The organism is Leucobacter luti (assembly GCF_019464495.1).
In the GTDB taxonomy this organism is placed as follows: domain Bacteria; phylum Actinomycetota; class Actinomycetes; order Actinomycetales; family Microbacteriaceae; genus Leucobacter; species Leucobacter luti_A.
This window is the reverse complement of record NZ_CP080492.1, coordinates 3,188,027-3,204,344: the sequence shown is the minus strand read 5'-3', so window position 1 is coordinate 3,204,344 and position 16,318 is coordinate 3,188,027. Positions and strand designations below refer to the sequence as shown.

Below are 16,318 nucleotides of genomic sequence, written 5' to 3'. Positions count from 1 at the left end.
ATGATCAGGACTTCTGGTCGCGCAAACACAACCGGGCTACCGCAGCAGACAAGCCAAGAGCTGTGGTGACCACTTACGCTGAAACTACTGACCGGACTCGAAGTGGAGGATCCATGGAAACCTACGAAAGCCTGCTTGCGGCGATCACACCGAAGAGTGGCAACACGCAAGACGTGTTCGACCCGGCAACGGGCGAGCTCATCGGCACCGCCCCGGTGCAGGACGTCGCCGCCCTCAACGCGGCGATCGACAAGGCCGCAGCTGCGCAGGTGGCGTGGGCAGCGCTGCCTGATGCCGAGCGGAGCGCATACCTCCACAAGGCGGCCGACGCGATCGAAGCCTCAGCTGAGGCGCTCGCCGAGCTGCTCTCGCGCGAGCAGGGCAAGCCGCTCAACGGGCCGAACGCCCGCTTCGAAGTCGGGGGCTGCGTCGCGTGGACCCGCACCCCAGCCGACACTCCGATGCCGGTCGAAGTGCTCGTGGACGACGACTCGGGCTACGCCGAGATGCACTACCGCCCCATCGGTGTCGTCGGAGCAATCTCGCCGTGGAACTGGCCGATGATGATCTCGATCTGGCAGATCGTTCCTGCCCTGCGCATGGGCAACACAGTCGTCATGAAACCAGCAGAGACCACCACGCTCTCCGTGCTCGCGCTCATCACCGTGATGAACCAGGTGCTCCCGGAGGGCGTGCTCAACATCGTCCCTGGCCCCGGTAGCACCATTGGTGACGCGCTGACGCGCAGCCCGAAGATCGGCAAGATCATGTTCACCGGTTCGACGCCGGTCGGCAAGCGCATCATCGAGGCATCCGCACCCAACATTACGCGGCTCACGCTCGAGCTCGGCGGCAACGACGCCGGGATCGTGCTTCCTGACGCAGATCCGGCAGCGATTGCCGAGGATCTGTTCTGGGGCGCGTTCATCAACACCGGGCAAACCTGCGCCGCGCTCAAGCGGCTCTATGTGCACGATTCGATTTACGACGCGGTCGTGGACGAGCTCGCGAAAGTTGCAGCAGGGGTCCCCATGGGCGTCGGGCTCGACGAGCAGAACGTGCTCGGGCCGCTGCAGAACCGCGCCCAATTCGATGTGGTTGACAAGCTCGTCGAGTCCGCGAAGGCGTCCGGCGCACGCGTCGTGTTCGGCGGCAATCCCGACCGAGAGGCCGTCGGGAATTTCTATCCGACGACGTTGATTGCGGACATCGATCCGCACCAGGAGCTCGTGCTGGAAGAGCAGTTCGGACCAGCGCTGCCGATCATTCGCTACACCGACCTTGACGAGGCCGTGCGCCTCGCGAATGAGCTCGAGGTCGGCCTCGGCTCGTCGGTGTGGTCGAGTGACCGTTCCCAGGCGCTCGCCGTTGCCGCTCGGTTGCAGGCCGGCACCACGTGGATCAACTCGCACGGTGGGCTTCACCCGATGATCCCGTTCGGCGGTGCCAAGCATTCCGGGTACGGGCGTGAATTCGGCGTCGAAGGGCTCAAGGCCGTCGCCGAGCCGCACGTCATCAGCGGCTAGCGCGGGGCGCGTCCAGGCTGCGCGCCAGGCCGCACCCCAGGCCGCGCCAGAACTGACCCTCGAGTGAACAGCTGACCCTCAATATAAGCGAATTCCGCTTCATTCGGGGGTCAGCTGTTCACTCGAGGGTCACTGTTGCGTTCGGGCGCCGCATCCAGCGGATGGCACGCTCGCGAGAGTTATCCCCAGATTCCGCGAAGGCCCCTATTCCAGCAGGATCTGCGTGAATCTGGGATCATGGCCGCGCACGATACCGACGCTCAAGCACGCGCACTCTGTATTCCCACGCGTGAGCTGAGACGCGCAGGGCACACAGCATTCAGCCTCAGGCAACGTGTCGCATCCGGCTCCCTGCTGCGACTGCGCCAGGGCTGGTACATCGATCCGAAGGCGCTGGAACACGCTTCCGACAGCGTCAAACAGCACGCTGTGATGCTGGTCACCCATCAGGACGCGCGCAGGACACCCCTGTTGAGTCACCGATCTGCAGCTACCGTGCATGGCTTCCCCGTGTGGTCGAACTGGCTCCGCACCGTCGGCGGTGCGGCGAGTCAGCGGGTCGACCCGCTCACCACGCACCAGACCGTTCCGCCTGGCCACCGGAGCTCTCGAACCGCAGGCGTGCGCTACGCTCACGGGACGGTCCCGCACGCGGACATCGTGGAGCTCGGTGGGCTCCGCGTCACCTCGGCCGAGCGTACGCTGATCGACCTCGCACGAAGCGAACCGTTTGAGCTCGCCCTCAGCTGCGCGGATCAGTACCTGCACGAAACCGTGCGCGTTGGCACACAGGTGGATTTCGAGAGCTGGAGCGAGTGGCGGGCGCAGATGCTCACGCGAATCACTCCGCTGGCGGGAAGCCGCGGGGTCGGCCGCGCACGGGCGCTCGTGGCACTCGCAGACCCGCGAGCAGACTCCCCGCTCGAAACGGTGAGCAGGCTCCGCTTCCTCCAGAACGGCATCGATGTCGAGCCCCAGCATCCGGTCCGCTCGGAGCGCGGCAGCTCGTACTTCCTTGACTTCTGGTTGCTGAACCAGCCGTTCTTCGGTGAGTGCGACGGCAAAGTCAAGTACACCGACTCCCGGTTGCGCGGTGGCCAGAGCGCGGAGCAGGTGGTGTATCGAGAGAAGCTCCGACAGGACTGGGTCACTGCGACGACTGGGCGACGCGGGGTGCGCTGGGGCGCCGCACATGTTGGCACCGGAGCGCTCTTCGCTCGCAGGCTGCGAGCGTTCGGGGTGAGGATCCCGGCGCAGACGCGGCCGACGCGACGGTTCGGCGCAGACGCTGCGCGCGTGCTTGGCGCGCTCCCCGAGTGACACAAAACTGCACCCTCCGCCCGAGGGCGAAGGGTGCAGTCAGATCATGCGGGCTGTTACCAGCGGGGCTTGCGCTTGCCGTCCGAACGGTTCGGGCCCTCATCACGGCTATTGCCGCCCGAGAATCCGCCACCGTTGCTACGGCCGCCGGAGAACCCTCCGCCATTGCCACGGTCGTTGCCGTAGGAGCTGCCGCCGCGATCGTTGCCGTAGCCGCCACGGCCACCACGATCGCCACCGCGGTCTCCGCCATAGCCACCGCGATCGTTGCCGCCGCGGTCGTTGCTGTAGCCACCACGGCCACCACGATCGCCGCCGCGGTCATAGCCGCCACGGCCACCACGATCGCCACCGCGGTCATAACCGCCACGGCCTCCGCGGTCGCCGCCACGATCGCCGCCGCGGTCATAGCTGGAGCCACCGCGTGAGCCGGAGCCACCACGATCCTCAGTGAGCTCGATCAGCTTGCCGCCGATCCGCGTCTGCGAGAGCTTGTCGAGGGCCCCGCCAGGAAGCTGCGCCGGGAGCTCAACCAGCGAGAAGTCGTCGCGCACCTGGATGCGACCGAAATCGTCGCGAGTCAGCCCACCCTCATTGGCGATGGCGCCAATGATCTGGCCGGGGTTGATCTTCTGGCGGTGGCCAACCTCGATGCGGTACATCTTGAGATCGCTGCGACGCTCGCGCGGTCCGCGATCCTCACGTGCCGGACGATCACGGCCGCCGCGCGGATCCTCTTCGAGGAAGGCACGAGCCTGCTTGCGATCGCGCTCGAACTTGCGGTCGTCGTCTTCGGTGAGCAGCAGTGGGGTGTCCCCCTGCGCGACTACGGCAAGTGCCGCAGCAACGTCCGTCTCGGGCACATCGTGGTTGCGCACGTAGTGAGCAATGATGTCGCGGAAACGATCGACGCGGGCGGTCTCCCCCAGCGCGGTGGTAATCGCATCATCGAAGCGGGACAGACGAGTCGCGTTGACCTCGTCGACCCCGGGAAGCGGCATCTGCGTGAGCGGCTGCTTTGTTGCCTTCTCGATCGCCGTAAGCAGACGACGTTCGCGCGGCGTCACGAAGCTAATCGCGTCGCCCTTACGACCCGCGCGGCCCGTGCGGCCGATGCGGTGCACGTACGACTCGGTGTCGATCGGCAAGTCATAGTTGATGACGTGGCTGATGCGCTCAACATCGAGGCCACGGGCCGCAACGTCAGTGGCGACCAGGATGTCCAGCGTGCCGTCTTTCAATGCCTGAACGGTGCGCTCGCGCATGTTCTGCGCGATGTCGCCGTTAATGGCAGCTGCCGAGTATCCGCGAGCGCGGAGCTTCTCAGCGACCTGCTCGGAATCGCCTCGGGTACGCGTGAAGACGATCAGGCCATCAAACGGCTCGACCTCGAGGATACGGGTGAGCGCATCGAGCTTCTGCGTGTAGGAGACCACGTTGTAACGCTGCGTGATCGTCGAACTCGTCTGCGTCTTGCCAGCAATCTTGATTTCCTGCGGATCGCGCAGGTGCTTCTGCGAGATTCGCCGGATCTGTGCCGGCATCGTTGCGGAAAAGAGGGCGACCTGCTTGTCGGTCGGGGTGTCGGCGAGGATCGTCTCTACGTCCTCGGCGAAGCCCATCTTGAGCATCTCATCAGCTTCATCAAGCACAAGGTACTTGATCTGCGTCAGGTCAAGCGAGCCGCGCTTGAGGTGGTCCATGATGCGGCCTGGGGTGCCCACCACGATGTCAACGCCACGGCGCAGCGCGGAAAGCTGCTGGCCGTAGGCCTGACCACCGTAGATGGGGAGGAGGTGCACTCCGGGGAGGTGCGCTGCGTAGCTCTCGAATGCTTCGCAGACCTGGAGCGCGAGCTCACGAGTCGGTGCGAGCACGAGGGCCTGCGGGACGCCCTTGCCGGGCTCGATACGGGAAAGGATAGGAAGCGCGAAGGCTGCGGTTTTGCCGGTTCCGGTCTGTGCGAGGCCGACGACGTCGCGGCCTTCGAGCAGAACAGGGATCGTCGCGGCCTGAATGGCCGACGGCGTTTCGTAGCCAACTTCGGTCACAGCGCGGAGCACGTCAGGCGCGAGGCCCAGCTCGGCGAAGGTGATGCGCTCGCCCTCGGGTTCTACGGGGGTTGCGTTCTCGCCGGCGTTAGACGCGGCGGTCTCAGAAGAGGTCATCATAGTATTCTACCCCGCCGCAGCGCACATGGTGACCGCAATGTTACCCCGAGTGCTCCTCTCGCAGCGCAAGCCAAGCTTCGCGTCGCCCCGCCTGGAGCGCTGGATCCGCCACAGGAGACGCTGCGAGGAGCCGCTGACTGTAGGGATGCTGGGGGTCTCGGGTCACGCGTTCACCGTCGCCAACCTCGACCAGATTGCCTCGATACAGCACCGCAACACGGTGACAAATGCGCCGCACAACCCCGAGATCATGCGATACGAAGAGGTAGGACACCCCGGTATCGCGCTGCAGGTCGATGAGGAGATCGAGCACCGTGGACTGTGTGGTGAGGTCGAGCGCGCTCACCGGCTCATCACAAATGATGAGCCGTGGCCGCCGCACGAGCGCACGCGCAATCGCAATCCGTTGCCGCTGCCCACCTGAGAATTCACTCGGGAAACGATCGATCACGTTCGCTGGGAGGTTTACTCGTTCCAGCATCTCCGAAACCGTGCGGCGCGCCGCGGCCCGGTCAACACCGGCGGTCGAGAGGGGCTCAGCGAGGATGCCCCCGATCGTGAGCATCGGGTTGAGTGAGCCGTAGGGATCCTGGAACACGACTTGAATATCTGAGGCGAGCGCACGTCGCTCAGTGCGCGACAGGTGCGTAATGTCGCGGCCGTCGAACGTGATGCGGCCAGACGCAACGGGCACAAGGCCGAGGATTGCCTTCCCCAGCGTCGACTTCCCCGATCCGGACTCACCCACCAGGCCGACGCACTCCCCCGCTCCGACGTCGAGCGAGACCTCGTGCAGCACGCGGTTGGGGTGGCGCCTCGTGCCGTAGTCGACGACCACGTTCTCTGCGGTCAGCAACGGCGGGAAACCAGTCATCGGGGTGCCTCCTGGGTGGTCGCGGTGTGGGCGTCGAGTTCCGCGCGACTCGCGGCTCCGTCGAGAGAGGCCGCGATGAGCTGACGCGTGTACGGGTGTTCTGCGTGGGCGAAGATCGGGCCCACATCATCGATTTCGACAATGGAGCCGGACCGCATCACGACGACACGATCACAGATGTCCGCGACGACACCGAAGTTGTGGGTCACGATCACGAGCGCCATCTGGTACTCCTGTTGCAGTTCTCGCAGCAGTTCAAGCACTTCCGCCTGCACCGTAACGTCGAGGGCGGTGGTCGGCTCGTCTGCCACCAGCACGGACGGCTTGCCCGCGATTGCGCCTGCGATGAGCACCCGCTGCGCCATTCCTCCGGAGAGCTCGTGCGGGTAGCTGCGGAGCACTCGCTCAGGATCGACGATACCGACACGGGCAAGCACGGCGAGGGCACGTTCTCGCGCCTCCGGCCGAGTCATGCCGTGTACGGCACGGAGCGGTTCAGTGAGCTGATACCCGATTGTGTAGGACGGATCGAGATTCGTCATCGGCTCTTGCGGAATGTACCCGATCTCGTGTCCGAGCAGTTGCGCCCGGTCACGCTTGGAAAGCATGGTGACGTCTTCGCCACTGATCCAGATCGCGTCGGCAGTGTAGTAGCCCGATTTGGGGAGCAGGTCGAGCACCGAGAAGACGGTCTGCGATTTTCCCGAACCGGATTCACCCACGATGCCGAGCACCTCACCTGGCGCAACGTCGAGTGTGATTCCGTGCACGACTTCTACGGGGCCTTCGGGGGTCTCGTAGTTTACGCGCAGATTCTCGAGCCGGATCGCTGAGTCCACAGCGGCGACGGAAATCGAGCCGGTCGTCGTCGTTGTGGCGCCTGCTGGACGCTTCTCAGCGTTCTGCGCCGCGATTTTCTTTCGTGCGCGAGGCGAGAGCGTCGGAGTCTTCACACTGATGACATCGGCGAGAGTCGAGCCAAGTATCGCGAGCGCAGCGATCGTGATGCCCAGCGCGAGCGACGGCCACAGCAGAAGCATGGGATCGGTGCGCATCACCCGAAAGCCCTCATTCATTGAGGCGCCCCACCCCGGAGTGGTGCCGCCGCCAATGCCGAGGAACTGCAGTCCGGCCTGCATGCCCATTGCCATTCCGGCGGTGAGCGCAGACTGGATCACGATGGGCGCGGTGACCTGCGTAATGATGTGCCGTCCCATGATTCGGACATCAGAGAGGCCTGCGACCCGCGCCGCGTCGACATACGCCTCGCCGCGCACCGACAGCACTGTCGAGCGGGTCAGACGGAAGTAGCCGGGGGCCATAAAGATACCCACGGTCACCATCAGGATGTTGAAGTTGTTGCCCGTGTTTGCACCGACGATCAGCAAAATCACCATGCCGGGAATGGACTGCAGGCCGTCACTGATCCAGGTTGCGATGCGATCGGTGGCGCCGCCATAGTATCCAGCCGCCAGGCCTGCTGGGACGCCGATCACGAGCGCGGTGAGGATCGCGACGAGCGCCCCCCACAGTGTGATCTGAGTGCCCCAGATGAGCCGACTCGCGACGTCGCGGCCGGTGGTGTCTCCCCCGAGCCAGTGCTCGGCGCTCGGGAGCGCGCGCGTGATGGAAAGGTCAACGAGATTCGGATCGTATGGCGAGAGCCACGGAGCGAACACACCGACCAGCACGATGAGGGCGAGCACGCCGAGCGCGATCGCACCTGCTGGTCGGCGCACGAGACGTGCGAGCAGCGATCCGCGTCGGCCCCCGCGAGTGTCAATGGTGTCAGTGAGCGGAGTGGTCATTTCACACGCGCCTTCGGGTTGATCCAGCCGAGCAGAATGTCGAGCAGGAAGTTGACGATAACGACGAACACCACGGTGATGACCGTGATCCCGAGCAGCATCGGGATATCGCCGTTTTGCGAGGAGGACTGTGTCAGCGGGCCGATGCCTGGCAGTGCGAAGATCTGTTCCACGATGATCGCACCGGATAGCAGGCCGACGAACATCAGGGCGAGGATCGTGAGCGAGGCCGGGGCCGCATTGCGCAGCAGGTGCATGACGACGCGACTGGCCGGGAGACCGCGGCTGCGCAGCGTCCGCACGTAGTCCTGGGTGTCCGCCTGAATGATTGCGTTGCGCAGTTGCTCGGCAATCATCACCACGGCCCCCAGCGCAAGCGCGATGGCGGGAAGCGTGATGGACTGGATCCAGCCACCGACGGACTCACCGGGAGCTACGTAGCCGACGGCGGGGAACCATCGCAAATTGACCGCGAACGTCATCACCAGGACGAGGGCGACCCAGAACCCGGGGAGCGCAAACAGGATCACTGACGCTGCCTTCACGACCTTGTCGATCCAGGTGTTGGGGCGCAAGCCGGCCGCGACGCCCAGCAGGGCGCCCAGAATCGCCGAAAGCAGAATCGATACCGTCACCACCGAAAGCGTGACCGGAAGCTTGATCGCGAGCTGCGCGCCAACGGACTGGAAGTTCTTCCAGGAGACACCGAAGTCGCCGCGGAGCAGGCCCCCGATCCACTCACCAAATTGCACAAGGATCGGGCGATCCGTCCCAATTTTCTCCGCGAGCACTGCCTGGGCTTCAGGAGTTGCAGCACTGCCGAGCAGACCGAGAGTGGGATCTGGAATCGCCGCGTGCGCGAGGAAGAACGTACCGGTCGCAACTGCGATCAGCAAGATCACACCAGAAAGCAGGCGCTTAAGCGTGAAGGTGAGCATGGGAGGTCTCCGAATACGGGATCGGGGTGAAACTGAAGGAGGAAGACCTGGGTGGGGTCGCGCTGACGCGATCCCACCCAGGCGCGATTATCCTGTGACCGCGATCTGCCGCAGCGTGGGGAACATCATGCCGGTGACCGGGGTCACCTCGAAGTCCGCAACGGAGATGTAGGTGTTGGTGGACTGGGCCCACACGGAGAAGAATGCGTTCTCGGTGACGAGCGTATTGAGCTTCTCGACCTCCGCGATCTGAGTGTCACCAGGCTCAGCGGTGAACACCTTCTCGACCTGCGCTTTGACCTCGGGGAATGCGTCGAGACCAGGGTTCGGGTTGTACCACTGCGGCTTGGAAATCTGACGCTCGACCGTGGCAATCGGATTCGAGTCCATTGCGATCACGCCAACGAACATCGGGTACTCCGGGGCAACCGACATGTACTGCATGAAGTCGGTCTCCTTCCAGGTCAGCGTGATCCCGAGCTCGGTGAAGGTCTGCTCAACGATCGCCTGGTAGGGCTGGAACGGCGGTGCCATTGGCATGGTGACGTCAAATCCATCGGCATAGCCGGCTTCGGCGAGCAGTTTCTTCGCGGTCTCGATGCTCGGCTTCTCGGTGCCAACCAGCGCAGATACGTAGCCGGGAGTATCCACGGGGAAGACCTGATTCGTTGCTTCACCAACGCCCTGCGCAATCGTCTCAACCATCTCAGGACCGTTAAATGCGACGTTGAGCGCCTCGCGCACCTTGAGGTCTCCGAGCGGCTTCCCCATCTCAGTCTCGCCAGCGCGATCGCTGAACTGCAGGCCCACCCACATTGACAGGCCGGTAGCCACGTTCCAGTTGTTGTCGGCGGCCATATCCATGGCGGTCTTATCGCCGTAGATCAGGTTGAACTGGCCGCTCTCCATTCCGTTGAGCATGGCGGTGGCGTCAGAAAGCGGGCTCACGCTGAGTGGATCGAACGGGAAGTCTGCCGCGGCCCAGTGATCCGCCACCTTCTCGAAGCGGTACTCAGCGCCGGGCACCGAGTCGGCGCCCAGTGTGTAGGGGCCGGATCCGACCGGCGTTTCCGCGAGTGATCCAGCGTCGATCGCGTCGGGCGCCATCATGTAACTCCGGCCGAGGCCCATGAAATACAGGATCGTGTCGTCACGCTGAGTGAGATGGATCGCGATCGTATCCTCGTCAACGGCCTCGAAGCTCTCGACTTTCTGGTACGCCTCCTGCGAGCGTGCACCGGCTTTCAGGTATTCGAGGCTCTTCACTGCGGCGTCAGCATCGAACGCCTCACCATCGGAGAACTTCGCGTCGGTGCGGAGATTCATCGTGATGGTCTTGAAGTCTTCGGACACTTCCCAGTCCGTTGCGAGCGCCGGCTGCGGCTCGCCCGTGCCGTCGATCGCGAGCAGCGGGTCGTACAGTGCGGACAGGTAGGGACCATCGAAGCCAACGTCAGCGAGCGAGGGATCCCATGAGGTGACGTCTAGAAAGTTGCCGATACTGAGCGGCTTCACCGTTGCGCCGGCGCCGTCGCCGTCATCGGTGGCACCGCTGGCGCCAGAGCAGGCGGTCAGGGCGAGCGTCGCTGCCGCGAGGACTGCGACTGCCGTGAGTGATCTCTTCATCATGTCTACTTCTCTCGGTTTTCGGACATGTGTGTAGGGGTGAGGCTCCGTTGCTTTTCCACCGCATGACCGCCTGGAACGAGTGTCCCCCGGGATGTGATGGACGTCACTTCGGTGTGCCGTCGGGTTTTATTCTACGAAGGTTGACTAAAAAAGCAAACTTTCGTCTACGGTCCGAGAATAACGATTCCGACACCCTTCCGGGTGGCACTCGCCCGGCGGGATCGTATACGATCTGAGCACGACCAAAGGAGGCCACGTGCTCGACCAGACACAGATTGATGCCATCGCCGAGGAACTGGTGCAAGCGGACCGCGACCGCACCATTCTGCCGAAGCTCACCAGCCGCTATCCCGACATGGTGATCGAGGATTCGTACGCCATCCAGAAAGTGTGGTCCGACCGCCGCATCGCAGCTGGCGCTCGCCTCGTCGGCCACAAGATTGGGCTCACCTCCAAGGTCATGCAGCTCGCGACCGGGATCTCCGAGCCCGACTATGGAGTGATCCACGACGACATGGTCATTGAATCCGGCTCCGTGCTCGAATTCGACCGATTCTCCAATGTCCGGATCGAGGTTGAACTCGCCTTCGTACTCGACAAGCCGCTCTCCGGGCCCGGCGTCACCATCTTTGACGTACTCGACGCCACCGCCTACGTGGTCCCTGCACTCGAGGTCTTGAACTCCCACCTCGAACTCGAGGGGCGCACCATCGTAGACACGATCAGCGACAACGCTGCGATGGGGGCTATGGTCCTCGGCGGCCGTCCGGTGAAAGTCGACGAGGTAGATCTCAGCTGGGTGCCCGCACTGCTGTACCGCAACGAGACGATCGAAGACTCCGGTGTGGCTGGCGCCGTGCTCGGCCACCCCGCCATGGGCGTCGCCTGGCTCGCGAACAAGCTCGCGCAGCACGGCCAGACGCTCGAAGCCGGCGAGATCATCCTCGCGGGCTCGTTCACGAAGCCCATGTGGGTGGAGCGCGGCGATACGATCCACGCAGATTACAACGAGCTGGGGTCCGTCACGTGCCGATTCGTGTAGATCTCCCCACCACCCTGCGCCATCGCCTAGATACGAGCGAGCGCCCACTCATCGGCCTCTGGGCGTGCGCGGGCAGCCCCATCACGGCCGAGATCGTTGCCGGGAGCGGATGCGACTGGGTGCTCCTCGATGCGGAGCACTCCCCCAATGGTCTCGAGTCAGTGCTCGCCCAGCTGTACGCGATGTCTGCCTACCCGGTCGCACCACTCGTGCGCCCCCCATCTGGCGACACGGTCACGATCAAGCAGTACCTCGATCTTGGCGCGCAGAATCTCCTCATCCCGATGGTGGACTCCGCTGGTCAAGCAGAGCAGATCGTGCGCGCGGTGCGCTACCCGGATGGGACCCCCGGCGGCGGCGTACGAGGCGTGGGCTCCGCGCTCGCGCGCTCGGCGCGCTGGAACCGCGTCGAGGGCTACCTCGGCCGCGCGAACGAGACGATCAGCCTCACCGTGCAGATCGAGTCCGCGGCGGCCGTCTCCGACGTGGAGCACATCGTTGCAGTTGACGGCGTGGACGCTATCTTCATTGGGCCGTCCGATCTTGCGGCGTCGATGGGGCTCCTGGGCAGCAAAGCCACCCGGACGTGGTGGCTGGTGTGCTGCGCGCGATCGCCGCTGGCGTTGCGGCGGGCAAGCCCGTGGGCGTGAACGCCTTCGTTCCCGCTGATGCTGAACGCTATATCGCCGCTGGCGCCTCGTTCGTAGCGGTAGGCGCCGACGTCGCGATCCTCGCCAGGCAGACCGAAGCGCTCGTCGAACGCTTCATCCCACAGGCAGACACCGGCGGTACTGAAATCACCGAAGGCACAACCGCGCCGCGCGCTAGCTACTAGGGCGGGGAGTGCGACGAGAGAATGCGGTGCTCACGAGGGAATGTGGAAATTACCGCGCATCGCCCCTGCTCTCGTGAGGCACCCCTGCTCTCGTGGGAGGCCAGTGCTTTCGGGGGATGCCAGCGCTCTCGCAGGCCACCACTCCCTTGCGGCACGCACGCCTCTCAGGGACGGGCGAGAGGCAGCAGCAAGACCGCACGCCACACCCTGATCCAGGGACCACTTTCCAAATCCACCCAGATCGTATACGATAAGAAATACAAACGAGATGAGCGAGGTCGCCATGACGTACGGAATCGATTCCCCCGGCAAGATCATTGCCGTGCACCTCAACTACCCGTCGAGGATCGCGCAGCGGGGCCGCACCCCCGCGTTCCCGTCCTACTTCTTCAAGCCAGCCTCGTCGCTCGCCGGCACCGGCGGCACTATCGAGCGGCCCGCTGGCACTGAACTGCTTGCCTTCGAGGGCGAGATCGCGCTCGTGATCGGCAAGGAGGCTCGCTGGGTCTCCCCCGAAGACGGCTGGAAGCACGTCGAGGCGGTCACCGCTGCCAACGACTTCGGTCTCTACGACCTCCGCGCGGCAGACAAGGGCTCGAACGTCCGCAACAAGGGCGGCGACGGCTTCACCCCGGTCGGCCCGGCCGCGATCCCCACCGACGGCATCGATCAGGACGCCTGGCGCGTGCGCACCTGGGTCAACGGCGAGCTGGTGCAGGACGACACGAGCGACACCCTCAAGTTCCCGTTCGGCCAGCTCGTCGCAGATCTTTCCCAGCACATGACGCTGGAACCGGGCGACGTGATCCTCACCGGCACGCCAGCTGGCTCATCTGTCGTGCTGCCGGGCGACGTCGTCGAGGTCGAGGTCGACGCTCCGAACGCCCCAGGCGCCCCGAGCACCGGCCGTCTCGTCACCACGGTCACACAGGGCACTCACGAGTTCGGCGCGTTCGGCAACACTCCACAGGCCGATGATCTGCAGCGCGTCGAGGCGTGGGGCAGCGAGGCTGAGCACGCGGCAGCCGTCGCGGCCGGCCGCGCAACGCCACTGGAGGGCGAAGTCACCACAGGCCCGCTCACCGACGAGATCCGCGCACTGCTCGACGGCGTCGCGGTCGCAACCGTCTCCGCCGCATTGCGTAAGCGCGGCTATGTCGACATCTTTATCGACGGTGTGCACCCAAACCACGAGGGCGATCGAATCCTCGGCACCGCGAAGACTCTGCGCTTCATCCCGTTCCGCCCCGATCTCTTCAAGGAGCACGCTGGCGGCTTCAACGCGCAGAAGCGCGCGTTCGACACTGTGAACGCTGGCGAGGTGCTGGTGGTCGATGCTCGCGGGATTCCGTCGACGGGCACCGTTGGTGATGTGCTCGCCCTGCGCGCGCAGGTCCGCGGAGCAGCTGGGATCGTCACCGACGGCGGTGTGCGCGACTTCGCCGCGGTGCAGGAGTTTGACATCCCCGTGTTCTCACAGGGCGCGCACCCGAGCGTGCTCGGCCGACGCCACGTCCCGTGGGAGATCGACGTCACGATTGCCTGCGGCGGCGCCGCAGTGCAGCCGGGCGACATCATCATGGGTGATCGCGACGGTGTGCTCGTGATCCCACCATTCCTGCTCGCAGAGGTCGCAGCTGAGGCCGCGGCGCAGGAGCGGGCTGACGCATGGGTGGCGGATCGCGTGGCCGAGGGCAACGCTGTCGACGGCCTGTTCCCAATGAACGCCGAGTGGCGCGCGAAGTATGACGCGTACCTCGCGGCGGACGACGCGGCAGGAACGCAGGCGTAGTCATGGCGGCAGAGTCCAAGTCTGAGCGAGCGTACCGCCTGATCCGGGAGCGGATCGACAGCGGCCAATACGTGCCGGGATACCGGCTCGTGCTTGCTCCGATCGCGGTGGAGCTCGACATGTCGGTCGTGCCGGTGCGCGAGGCGATCCGTCGCCTCGAGGCCGAGCAGCTTGTCACATTTGAGCGGAACGTCGGTGCGCAGGTCGCCCTCATCAAGGAGACGGAGTATCTGCACACGATGCAGACGCTCGCCCTCGTCGAGGGGTCGGCGACAGGGCTCGCCGCACCGTTCATCACGCCGGATCAGATTGCACGAGCCCGCGCCGTCAACCAGACAATGCGCGAATCGCTCACTGCGTTTGATCCGCAGCGCTTCACCGAACTCAACCTCGAGTTCCACAGCGTGCTGTTCGAGACCTGCCCCAACCCGCACATCCTCGACCTCGTGCACCGGGGCTGGAACCGGATGAAGGTGCTGCGCAACTCGTCGTTCAGTTTCGTCCCCGGACGTGCGAGCGAGTCCGTTGAGGAGCACGAGCGCCTCCTGAAGCTCATCGAGAGCGGCGCATCAGCCCTTGATATCGAACTCGCAGCACGTGCGCACCGCACGGCGACGCTCGACGCGGTGCTCTCGCACACCGGAGAACACCGGCTCCCACCCCCGGCACCCTAGGACGCCGGCCGGCATATCGACCGGCTGCGCCCACGCAAGCTCAACATATTTCACTGACAGATTCACCACACCAACGGAGGCGACAGCATGACTCAGTCCAAGCCCGCAGGGCTCCCAGACAAGATCCGCCACTTCATCGACGGCAAGTTCGTCGATTCGATCGGCGGTGCGGAGTTCGACGTAATCGAGCCCGTATCCAACGAGGTCTACATCACCTCAGCTTCGGCGCAACAGGAAGACGTCGACTTGGCCGTTGCCGCGGCAAAGCGCGCGTTCGATGAGGGCCCCTGGCCGAAGATGCTCCCCCGCGAACGCTCGCGGATCCTGCACAAAGTGGCCGACATCGTTGAGTCACGCGACGAGCAGCTGGCGCTCCTCGAGAGCTGGGACTCCGGTCTCCCGATCACGCAGGCCAAGGGCCAGGCTCGCCGTGCGGCCGAGAACTTCCGGTTCTTCGCCGACCTGATCGTTGCCCAGCACGACAACGTCACCAAGGTGCCCGGGCGCCAGATCAACTACGTGAACCGCAAGCCGATCGGCGTTGCGGGACTCATCACGCCGTGGAACGTGCCCTTCATGCAGGAGTCATGGAAGCTCGCCCCGGCAATCGCGACGGGCAACACGGTCGTGCTCAAGCCCGCCAGCTACACGCCGCTCTCCGCGGCGCTGTGGCCCGAGATCTTCCGCGAGGCAGGCCTGCCTGAGGGCGTCTTCAACCTCATCCTCGGCTCGGGCGGCGTTGCGGGCGACGCGCTGGTCAAGCACGTCGACGTCCCGCTGATCTCCTTCACCGGTGACAGCTCAACCGGCGCCATGATCTCCACGAACGCCGCTCCCCTGCTGAAGAGCCTCTCGCTCGAGCTCGGCGGCAAGAGCCCCTCAGTGGTGTTCGCCGATGCGGATCTCGAAGAAGCGCTTGACGCCACCGTGTTCAGCGTGTTCAGCCTGAACGGTGAGCGCTGCACCGCTGGCAGCCGCGTACTCGTGCAGCGCGATATCTACGACGATTTCGTGGAGCGTTACGCCGAGCGCGCGAAGAACATCATCGTGGGCAACCCCTCGGATCCGGCAACCGAGGTGGGCGCACTCGTGCACCCGAGCCACTTCGAAAAGGTCATGAGCTATGTCGAGATCGGAAAGAGCGAGGGCCGACTGGTTGCAGGCGGTGGCCGCCCAGAGGGCTTCCCCGAGGGCAACTATGTCGCTCCTACGGTGTTCGCCGATGTGAAGCCAGATGCGCGGATCTTCCAGGAGGAGATCTTCGGGCCCGTCGTTGCCATCACCCCGTTCGACACGGACGAGGAGGCGCTCGAACTCGCCAACAACACCAAGTACGGCCTCGCAGCCTACGTCTGGACCTCGAACCTGAAGCGCGCGCACAACTTCGCGAACGGGATCGAGTCGGGAATGGTGTGGCTGAACTCGAACAACGTGCGCGATTTGCGCACCCCCTTCGGCGGCGTCAAGGCTTCCGGCCTCGGCCGCGAGGGCGGCTACCGCTCGGTCGATTTCTACACCACACAGCAGTCGGTGCAGATCACGCTGAACGAAGCGCACTCGCCGCGATTCGGCGCAGGCAAATAATCGAAGCGGGATCCGGGGCCACAGCGCTCCCGGATCCCGCGCTCTGAGCCTGATCCAGCACCGGATGAGGCCGTAGCCCCGAACCACTCGCAGGCCCTTTCACCCCGTGCTCCGTCGCACGGGTC

11 protein-coding genes and 1 pseudogene are annotated in these 16,318 nt (G+C 64.7%); 7 read left to right on the top strand and 5 right to left on the bottom strand.

Annotation, left to right across the window (positions count from 1 at the left end):
• Positions 1–113 precede the first annotated feature (113 nt).
• Entirely contained in the window at positions 114–1,526 is a 1,413-nt protein-coding gene (locus K1X41_RS14365) for an aldehyde dehydrogenase family protein (RefSeq protein WP_220174927.1), read from the top strand.
• A gap of 471 nt (positions 1,527–1,997) precedes the next feature.
• Positions 1,998–2,846, top strand: coding sequence for a hypothetical protein (locus K1X41_RS14360; RefSeq protein WP_220174926.1), 849 nt, complete (start codon positions 1,998–2,000; stop codon positions 2,844–2,846).
• Between the two features lie 56 nt (positions 2,847–2,902).
• On the opposite strand, the gene K1X41_RS14355 is transcribed toward K1X41_RS14360, so the two are convergent.
• The 5 genes from K1X41_RS14355 to K1X41_RS14335 all read right to left on the bottom strand — a co-directional run bounded on the left by K1X41_RS14355 (position 2,903) and on the right by K1X41_RS14335 (position 10,266).
• Positions 2,903–5,017 (bottom strand): DEAD/DEAH box helicase, encoded by a 2,115-nt coding sequence (locus tag K1X41_RS14355; protein WP_132202503.1) that lies wholly within the window; start codon positions 5,015–5,017, stop codon positions 2,903–2,905.
• A 40-nt stretch (positions 5,018–5,057) separates the two neighbouring features.
• Positions 5,058–5,891 carry an ABC transporter ATP-binding protein gene (locus K1X41_RS14350; RefSeq protein ID WP_220174925.1) on the bottom strand — a complete coding sequence of 278 codons (834 nt, stop codon included), beginning with the start codon at positions 5,889–5,891 and terminating at the stop codon, positions 5,058–5,060.
• Complete coding sequence (locus K1X41_RS14345; protein ID WP_220174924.1) at positions 5,888–7,699, bottom strand: dipeptide/oligopeptide/nickel ABC transporter permease/ATP-binding protein; 1,812 nt, start codon at positions 7,697–7,699, stop codon at positions 5,888–5,890. The genes K1X41_RS14350 and K1X41_RS14345 overlap by 4 nt, the downstream gene beginning before the upstream one ends.
• Positions 7,696–8,637 carry an ABC transporter permease gene (locus K1X41_RS14340; protein WP_133617000.1) on the bottom strand — a complete coding sequence of 314 codons (942 nt, stop codon included), beginning with the start codon at positions 8,635–8,637 and terminating at the stop codon, positions 7,696–7,698. The genes K1X41_RS14345 and K1X41_RS14340 overlap by 4 nt, the downstream gene beginning before the upstream one ends.
• 87 nt (positions 8,638–8,724) lie before the next feature.
• The gene (locus K1X41_RS14335; protein ID WP_243642792.1) at positions 8,725–10,266 is read right to left on the bottom strand and encodes an ABC transporter substrate-binding protein; all 1,542 of its coding nucleotides are present in this window, start codon (positions 10,264–10,266) and stop codon (positions 8,725–8,727) included.
• A 256-nt stretch (positions 10,267–10,522) separates the two neighbouring features.
• Here K1X41_RS14335 and hpaH point away from each other — a divergent pair, with 256 nt between their 5' ends.
• The 5 genes and pseudogenes from hpaH to hpaE all read left to right on the top strand — a co-directional run bounded on the left by hpaH (position 10,523) and on the right by hpaE (position 16,193).
• Positions 10,523–11,308, top strand: a complete 786-nt coding sequence (hpaH, locus tag K1X41_RS14330) for a 2-oxo-hept-4-ene-1,7-dioate hydratase (protein ID WP_132202495.1) — start codon at positions 10,523–10,525, stop codon at positions 11,306–11,308.
• Positions 11,293–12,143 (top strand): annotated as a pseudogene (locus K1X41_RS14325) (HpcH/HpaI aldolase family protein). Before hpaH ends, K1X41_RS14325 begins: the two are co-directional and overlap by 16 nt.
• A 283-nt stretch (positions 12,144–12,426) precedes the next feature.
• Entirely contained in the window at positions 12,427–13,935 is a 1,509-nt protein-coding gene (locus K1X41_RS14320) for a fumarylacetoacetate hydrolase family protein (RefSeq protein WP_132203957.1), read from the top strand.
• Between the two features lie 2 nt (positions 13,936–13,937).
• Positions 13,938–14,609: a GntR family transcriptional regulator gene (locus K1X41_RS14315; RefSeq protein WP_133617002.1), complete on the top strand. Its 672-nt coding sequence runs from the start codon at positions 13,938–13,940 to the stop codon at positions 14,607–14,609.
• An 87-nt stretch (positions 14,610–14,696) separates the two neighbouring features.
• Positions 14,697–16,193: a 5-carboxymethyl-2-hydroxymuconate semialdehyde dehydrogenase gene (gene hpaE / locus K1X41_RS14310; RefSeq protein WP_132202489.1), complete on the top strand. Its 1,497-nt coding sequence runs from the start codon at positions 14,697–14,699 to the stop codon at positions 16,191–16,193.
• The last annotated feature ends 125 nt before the right edge of the window (positions 16,194–16,318 follow it).

Excerpts from the sequence above, each read along its gene's own strand:
- K1X41_RS14365 (WP_220174927.1), top strand. The coding sequence starts at position 114 with ATGGAAACCTACGAAAGCCTGCTTGCGGCGATCACACCGAAGAGTGGC.
- K1X41_RS14355 (WP_132202503.1), bottom strand. The coding sequence starts at position 5,017 with ATGATGACCTCTTCTGAGACCGCCGCGTCTAACGCCGGCGAGAACGCA.
- K1X41_RS14350 (WP_220174925.1), bottom strand. The coding sequence starts at position 5,891 with ATGACTGGTTTCCCGCCGTTGCTGACCGCAGAGAACGTGGTCGTCGAC.
- K1X41_RS14345 (WP_220174924.1), bottom strand. The coding sequence starts at position 7,699 with ATGACCACTCCGCTCACTGACACCATTGACACTCGCGGGGGCCGACGC.
- K1X41_RS14340 (WP_133617000.1), bottom strand. The coding sequence starts at position 8,637 with ATGCTCACCTTCACGCTTAAGCGCCTGCTTTCTGGTGTGATCTTGCTG.
- K1X41_RS14335 (WP_243642792.1), bottom strand. The coding sequence starts at position 10,266 with ATGATGAAGAGATCACTCACGGCAGTCGCAGTCCTCGCGGCAGCGACG.
- K1X41_RS14320 (WP_132203957.1), top strand. The coding sequence starts at position 12,427 with ATGACGTACGGAATCGATTCCCCCGGCAAGATCATTGCCGTGCACCTC.
- K1X41_RS14315 (WP_133617002.1), top strand. The coding sequence starts at position 13,938 with ATGGCGGCAGAGTCCAAGTCTGAGCGAGCGTACCGCCTGATCCGGGAG.
- hpaE (WP_132202489.1), top strand. The coding sequence starts at position 14,697 with ATGACTCAGTCCAAGCCCGCAGGGCTCCCAGACAAGATCCGCCACTTC.